At 74.6% G+C, this 6,589-nt stretch carries 5 protein-coding genes; all 5 read left to right on the top strand.

The window, feature by feature from the left end; translation table 11 throughout:
- Positions 1 to 294 precede the first annotated feature (294 nt).
- The 5 genes from mraZ to HF526_RS23410 all read left to right on the top strand — a co-directional run bounded on the left by mraZ (position 295) and on the right by HF526_RS23410 (position 6,581).
- Positions 295 to 726 (top strand): division/cell wall cluster transcriptional repressor MraZ, encoded by a 432-nt coding sequence (gene mraZ / locus HF526_RS23430; protein WP_169383709.1) that lies wholly within the window; start codon positions 295 to 297, stop codon positions 724 to 726.
- A gap of 275 nt (positions 727 to 1,001) precedes the next feature.
- A complete protein-coding gene (gene rsmH, locus HF526_RS23425) occupies positions 1,002 to 1,994 on the top strand; it encodes a 16S rRNA (cytosine(1402)-N(4))-methyltransferase RsmH (protein WP_169383708.1) in 993 nt (330 codons plus the stop codon).
- Positions 1,995 to 2,049: 55 nt separating this feature from the next.
- Positions 2,050 to 2,814, top strand: a complete 765-nt coding sequence (gene ftsL / locus HF526_RS23420; RefSeq protein WP_169383707.1) for a cell division protein FtsL — start codon at positions 2,050 to 2,052, stop codon at positions 2,812 to 2,814.
- Positions 2,814 to 4,670 (top strand): peptidoglycan D,D-transpeptidase FtsI family protein, encoded by a 1,857-nt coding sequence (locus HF526_RS23415; protein ID WP_169383706.1) that lies wholly within the window; start codon positions 2,814 to 2,816, stop codon positions 4,668 to 4,670. Before ftsL ends, HF526_RS23415 begins: the two co-directional genes overlap by 1 nt.
- 345 nt (positions 4,671 to 5,015) lie before the next feature.
- On the top strand, positions 5,016 to 6,581 hold the full coding sequence (locus HF526_RS23410; protein ID WP_338051691.1) for a UDP-N-acetylmuramoyl-L-alanyl-D-glutamate--2,6-diaminopimelate ligase: 1,566 nt from the start codon (positions 5,016 to 5,018) through the stop codon (positions 6,579 to 6,581).
- The last annotated feature ends 8 nt before the right edge of the window (positions 6,582 to 6,589 follow it).

The raw sequence follows: 6,589 nt of genomic DNA, 5'->3' as shown, positions 1-6,589 counted from the left end.
GACAGCACCCGCGGCTCCGGCCGGCTGCCCGTCGGCCCCCACCGCGCCCCACGGTGATCGCCGAGCTGGGGAAAAGCAGCGCCGTCCGGCACCCGACACGCCGGTGCGACGCGCCGCCGGTGTCGCGCTGACGGGTGGCGCTCCCGCGCCCCCCACATCGCCCCACAGTGTCTGACCTGCGCTTTTGCTGCGCGTTGGTGCTGCACTTAGCACCGCGTCGAGTTGACGGTGGGACGAAGTGGGGTAGTGTGGAGATCACTGGGGCAAGACGGGGCTGCAGGTCAGGAGGGACCAGTGTTCCTCGGCACCTACACCCCGAAACTGGACGACAAGGGGCGGTTGACACTGCCCGCGAAATTCCGCGACGAGCTGCGAGGCGGGCTGATGATCACGAAAGGGCAGGACCACTGCCTGTACGTGTTCACCCGTGAGGCCTTCACCGAGATGGCCCGCAAGATCGCCGCGGCGCCGCTGACGAACGAGTCGGCGCGGGTCTTCCAGCGCAATCTCTTCTCCGGTACCGACGAGCAGAACCCCGACGCGCAGGGCCGGATCGCGATCACCCCGGAACTGCGCCGTTACGCCGGGCTCACCAAGGAGTGCGTCGTCATCGGCGCCTTCACCCGCGCCGAGATCTGGGATGCCGAGGCGTGGGCGCGGTACCAGGAGGAACACGAGGACGAGTACGCGAAGGCGCAGGAGGAGGTCCTACCCGGACTGATCTGAGGCCCGCCGGAGGCGGCGGGCGGGCAACACCCGGCGGCGCCCTCACCCGGGTGCCGTGACTCCACCTCCTCGCGCCGACGGCCCTGGCGCACCTTCCCCGGTGCCAGGTCCGTCGGTACGAGGAGGGGCACGGCATCCGGGTGGGGACGTCGCCGCACAGCTCGGCTGGGAGCACGAGCTGACACGCAGCGGCTGGGGACGCCGGTTCTCGGTAACCGGTGGACCGGCCGCTGCGGCTCGAACGGGGGGCGACGAGCGTGGCAGGGAGGTGGGCGGTGGGGCAGCACCCTGAGTTCAGGACCGACGACGGGCCGGCTGGGGCCAGGCACGTTCCGGTGTTGCTGCCCCGGGTCATCGAACTGCTCGACCCCGCCCTGTCACGCGGTCCGGCCGTGCTGGTGGACGCCACCCTCGGCCTCGGCGGGCATTCCGCCGCACTGCTGGCCGCGTATCCGGAGCTGACACTCGTCGGCCTGGACCGTGATCCGCAGGCCCTCGAGCTGGCGGAGCGCCGGCTCGTGGCCCACGCGGACCGCACTCACCTCGTGCACGCCGTGTACGACCAGATCGCCGACGTGCTCGACGACCTCGGTCTGCCACGGGTCGACGGCGTGCTGTTCGACCTCGGGGTGTCCTCGCTGCAGCTCGACGCCGACCAGCGGGGCTTCTCCTACTCCCGCGACGCCGACCTCGACATGCGGATGGACCCCTCGACCGGTCCGACCGCCGCCGACGTGCTCAATACCTACCCGGTGCCCGAGCTGTCCCGGATCCTGCGCGAGTACGGCGAGGAGCGCTTCGCCGGCCGGATCGCCTCGGCGATCGCGCGCCGGCGGGCCCAGCGGCCGCTGCAGCGCAGCGCCGAGCTCGTCGAACTGCTCTACGACGTGGTGCCGGCGGCGTCCCGGCGCACCGGCGGGCACCCCGCCAAGCGGACCTTCCAGGCGTTGCGCATCGAGGTCAACGGCGAGCTGGACGCGTTGCGGACGGCGCTGCCGGCTGCGCTCGACGCGCTCGCCGTCGGCGGCCGGCTCGTGGTGCTGGCCTACCACTCGCTGGAGGACCGGATGGTCAAACGGGAGCTGGCCGCCCGGGCCAGCTCGCGCACACCGCCCGGCCTGCCGGTCGAACTACCCGGACACGGCCCGGAGCTGCGATTGCTCACCCGCGGTGCCGAGGTCGCGAGCGAGGACGAGATCACCGAGAACCCGCGGGCCGCCTCCGTGCGGCTCCGCGCGGCCGAACGCATCCGGGAGGTTGCAGCGTGAGTACCCGACCCCACTCTCGTTCCGGTGGTCACCGCTGCGCGCCCGGGCTGTCACGATGAGCGCGCCGGTCACCGAGCGTCCGCGGGGCGGCACCGCGACCCGCAGCGGCGGCCGGGTCACCGCGAAGAAGCCGACCGCGAAGAAGGCCACCCTGGGGGGGCGCACGGCCACCGTCCCGCCGCAGCGCGGCACCGGCCTGCCGACGATCCCCGCCCAGCGCGGGCAGTCGCGGGCCGGGGCGGCGCAGCGCGCCTACGCGCGCCGCGACGACCGGGTCCGCCGGCTCGTCGGTGCGCGCCCGGGGCGGACCGCGGCACCTGCGGGCCGGGCCCAGTTCATCCTGCTGGTGATGGTGCTGCTCGGGGCGGGGCTGGTCGCCACCCTGTGGCTGTCGACCGCGGCCGCGCAGGACTCCTACCGGCTGCAGGACGCACGCGACCAGGCCCGGACGCTCACCGAGCAGAGCGAGCGGCTGCGCCGCGAGGTCACCTCGATGGAGGCCGCGCCCGCGCTGGCGCAGCGGGCCGCCGCCCTGGGCCTGGTCCCGGTGCAGGACCCGGCCCGGCTGGTGGTGGGCCCGGACGGCGCGGTGCAGGTCGTGGGTGACCCGGTCGCGGCGGCCCCGGGGGCCCCGCCGGTCGCCCCGCCGCCCGATGTCGCGGCGGCCCCCGCGGTGTCGGCCGAGGCCGCCACCCAGGCCCAGCCGGACCCGGCGGCCGCTCCGGCCGCACAGCCCGGTGCGGCCGCACCGAACGCTCCGGCCGCCGCCGGTCAACCCGCCGGCCAGGCCGGCCAGCCGGCCCCGGGCGGAGCGGGCTGATGCCGGTGGCTCCGCCCCGGTCCCGGCCGGCCGGTGCGGCCCGCACCTCACCGTCCGCCCGACGGCCGGTACCGCCACGGCGCCCCGCCGCGCGCAGCGGTGACTACGCGCGCCGCATGAAGGTCGGCCGCATCCTGTTGGTGGTCGCGCTGGCGCTGTCCGGGCTCAAGCTGGTCGCGGTGCAGACCGTGCAGGCCGCGGAGTTGACCGCGAGCTCGGCGAAGCAGCGCACCACGAAGATCACCATCGCGGCCGAGCGCGGCTCGATCCTGGACCGGTCCGGTACCCCCCTGGCCTTCAGTACCGAGGCCAGCGCGCTGGTCACCAACCCGCGCCTGATCAACTCGGCCAAGGGCGCCGGGGCGGCGGCCTACAAGGCCGAGATGGCCGCCGCGGTCGCCCAGCAGACCGGCGGCGACGCGAACGCACTGCTCGGGTTGCTGAACAGCGATCGCGGTTACGTCGTGCTGGCGCCGCTGGCCGACCCGGACGTCGCCCGGGCGCTGCGGCAGAAGTTCCCGGAGATCGCCGAGGAGAAGCGCGAGTCCCGGCAGTACCCGGGCGGAACGCTGGCCGCCAACGTGATCGGCGCTGCGTCCTGGAACAGCGACGACCAGAAGCTGAGCGGCCTGATCGGGCTGGAGAGCTCGATGGACAACGTCCTCGCGGGCACCGACGGCTACCAGATCGTGGACACCGCGGAGGGCAGCTCGACGATCATCCCGGGCAGCACCCGCGCCGAGCGCCCGGCCGTTCCCGGCTCCGACGTGCAGCTCACGATCGACTCCGACCTGCAGTACACGGTGCAGCGCCAGCTCGGCGACTACGTCACCAAGACCGGGGCCAAGGACGGCTCGGCCGTGGTCCTCGACGTCAAGACCGGCCAGGTGCTCGCACTCGCCAACAACGCCACCTTCGACCCGCGCAACCTCGCGGGGGCGGATCCGAAGTCGCTGGGCAACGCGGCGGTGACCACCCCGTTCGAGCCCGGTTCGGTCAACAAGATCGTCACGATGACGGCCGCGCTGGAGGCCGGGGTGGCCGCGCCGGACACCGTCCTCGAGGTGCCGGGCAGCATCAAGGTCGCCGACCGGACCATCAACGACGCGTGGAAGCACGGTGTCGAGCAGTACACGCTGACCGGCGTGCTGGCGAAGTCGTCCAACGTCGGCACGATCATGACCGCGGAGAGGGTCGGCCCGGAACGGTTCGCCGAGATGCTGACCAAATTCGGGCTGGGCCAGAAGACCGGGGTCGGGCTGCCGGGGGAGAGCTCCGGGCAGGTACCGCCGCGGTCGTCGTGGTCGGGCTCGACGTTCGGCAACCTGCCGATCGGCCAGGGCCTGTCGATGACGGTGCTGCAGATGGCCGGGATGTACCAGGCGGTGGCCAACGACGGGCTGCGGATCCCGCCGCGGATCATCGCCGACACGATCGGCCCGGACGGGGTGAAGACGCCGGAACCCGCACCGCAGCCGGTGCGGGTGATGTCGCCGCAGATCGCGCAGGAACTGCGCACGATGCTCATGGCGGTGACCCAGAACGGCCACGGTGAGCAGCGCGGCACCGGTGTCGCCGCACAGGTGCCCGGCTACCAGGTGGCGGGCAAGACCGGCACCGCGCAGCAGGTCGACCCGAAGTGCGGTTGCTACGCCCGCTCGACCTACTGGATCACCTTCGCCGGGATGCTGCCCCGCCAGGACCCGCGGTTCGTCATCGGGATCATGCTCGACGCGCCGAAGGGCGGAACCAGCGCGGCGCCGCTGTTCCACGACATCGCGAGCTACCTGGCCCAGCGCGACCGGCTGCCGGTCAGCCCCGATCCGACCCCGCTGCAGACGCTCGTCGTGCAGTGACCTGAGGCTGTGGGTGGGCGACGTGAAGCGCCTCCGACCGTGATCGGGATCCTTTCCCTCGACCACCGGCGGCGCGCCCGCGCCGGCCGGGCCCGGAGGGCGTCCGGTCGCCGGTCGGGTGCCGGCGCGCCCCGGTGCGCCGCAGCCGTGCCCGCAGACATCGGTCACCGGCGCCCCCCCGGCGGTCACCGGCCTCCAGGCGGCGCCACCGTCCGGTTCACCGCATCGGGTGCCGGCGGTCACCGGTGGGCCGCCTGCGGCGGGTGGTGCTACCCGACCGGTCCCGCCCGGGCCGCGGCCGGTGCGACGCAAGGTGCCTCGGGGCCGCCGGTAGCCTTCCCCGACGTGTCGCCCGCCAGCTCGCCCGTCATCACCGCGCCGCCGCGGCCGATCCGGGTGCGGCCGCTGGAACCCGCCGCGCTCGCCGCTGCCATCGGCGCCGACCTGCGTCCCCCCGCCGCCGTTGCGGGCCCGTCGCGCGCGATCACCGGAGTGACGCTGCGGGCGGCCGAGGTCCGTCCCGGTGATCTGTTCGCCGCGGTCGCCGGTGCCCGCGCGCACGGCGCCGACTTCGCCCACGTTGCACTGGCCGCCGGGGCGGCGGCGGTGCTCACCGACCCGGACGGCGCCGATCGCCTCGCCGCGGTCGCGGGCGGCGTCCCGGTCCTGGTGCACCCGCGTCCCCGTGACGTGCTGGGTGCCGCCGCGGCGCACGTCTACGGCGATCCGACAGCCCAGCTCGACGTCATCGGCGTGACCGGGACCAGTGGCAAGACGACCGTCGCGCACCTGCTCGAGGCCGGGCTGAGCGCCGGCGGCCGCACCGCGGGCCTGCTCGGCACGGTGCGCACCCGGGTGGGCGGCCCGGAGGGACAGAGCCTGCCCAGCGCGTTCACCACCCCCGAGGCTCCCGACCTGCAGGCGCTGTTCGCGGTCATGGTCGAGGCCGGGGTGACCGACGTGGCGATGGAGGTCTCCAGCCACGCGCTCGCGCTCGGCCGGGTGGCCGGCACCCGGTTCGCGGTCGGCGCCTTCACGAACCTGTCCCAGGACCACCTCGACTTCCACGTCGACATGGACGACTACTTCGAGGCCAAGGCCCGGCTGTTCGACGGCCGGGCCCGGCACCACGTCATCTGCGTCGACGACAAGTGGGGCATGACGCTGGCCGGCCGCACCCCCCGCGCGGTGACCGTCTCGACGGTCGGCCCGGCCGACTGGCAGGCTCGAGACGTCGTGGCCGAGCTCGACGGCGGCCAGCGCTTCACCGCGGTGGCCCCGGACGGCACGAGGATCCCGGTCGCGCTGCGGCTGCCGGGCGCGTTCAACGTGGCCAACGCGCTCGTCGCGCTGGCCTGCCTGGACGCGGTCGGGGTGCCGGCCGCGGTCGCCGCCGAGCGGTTCGCCGAGCTCGCCGTCCCGGGCCGGATGCAGCGCGTCGAGGCCGGCCAGCCCTACCTGGCCGTCGTGGACTACGCGCACAAGCCGGCGGCGGTGGCCGCGCTGCTCGACGCGCTGCGCGCCCAGGTCGGGGGCCGGCTGCTCGTCGTGCTCGGCTGCGGCGGTGACCGCGACACCGGCAAGCGGCCGGTGATGGGCGCGGTGGCCGCCGCACGCGCCGAGCTGCTGGTGATCACCGACGACAACCCGCGGACCGAGGATCCGGCCGAGATCCGGGCCGCGATGCGGGCCGGGGCGGAGGCCGAGCGGCGCCGCGGCGACCTGCTGGAGATCGGCGACCGGCGGGCCGCGATCGCGGCGGCGGTGGCGCTGGCCCGGCCCGGGGACGCGGTCGTCGTGGCCGGCAAGGGTCACGAGACCGGCCAGGAGATCCAGGGCGTCAAGCAGCCTTTCAACGACGCCGACGAGCTGGTGGCCGCGATCGTCGCGGCCCGCGGGGACGCCCCATGAGCATCGGC

The organism is Pseudonocardia acidicola (genome assembly GCF_012911935.1).
GTDB classification, from domain to species: Bacteria; Actinomycetota; Actinomycetes; order Mycobacteriales; family Pseudonocardiaceae; genus Pseudonocardia; species Pseudonocardia acidicola.
Note: the sequence above shows the minus strand (reverse complement) of the source record. Positions and strands in the feature narration are given on the sequence as shown.

Bases quoted from the DNA above. Each gene is read 5' to 3' on its own strand.
- HF526_RS23415 (WP_169383706.1), top strand. From the start codon at position 2,814: ATGCCGGTGGCTCCGCCCCGGTCCCGGCCGGCCGGTGCGGCCCGCACC.
- ftsL (WP_169383707.1), top strand. From the start codon at position 2,050: ATGAGCGCGCCGGTCACCGAGCGTCCGCGGGGCGGCACCGCGACCCGC.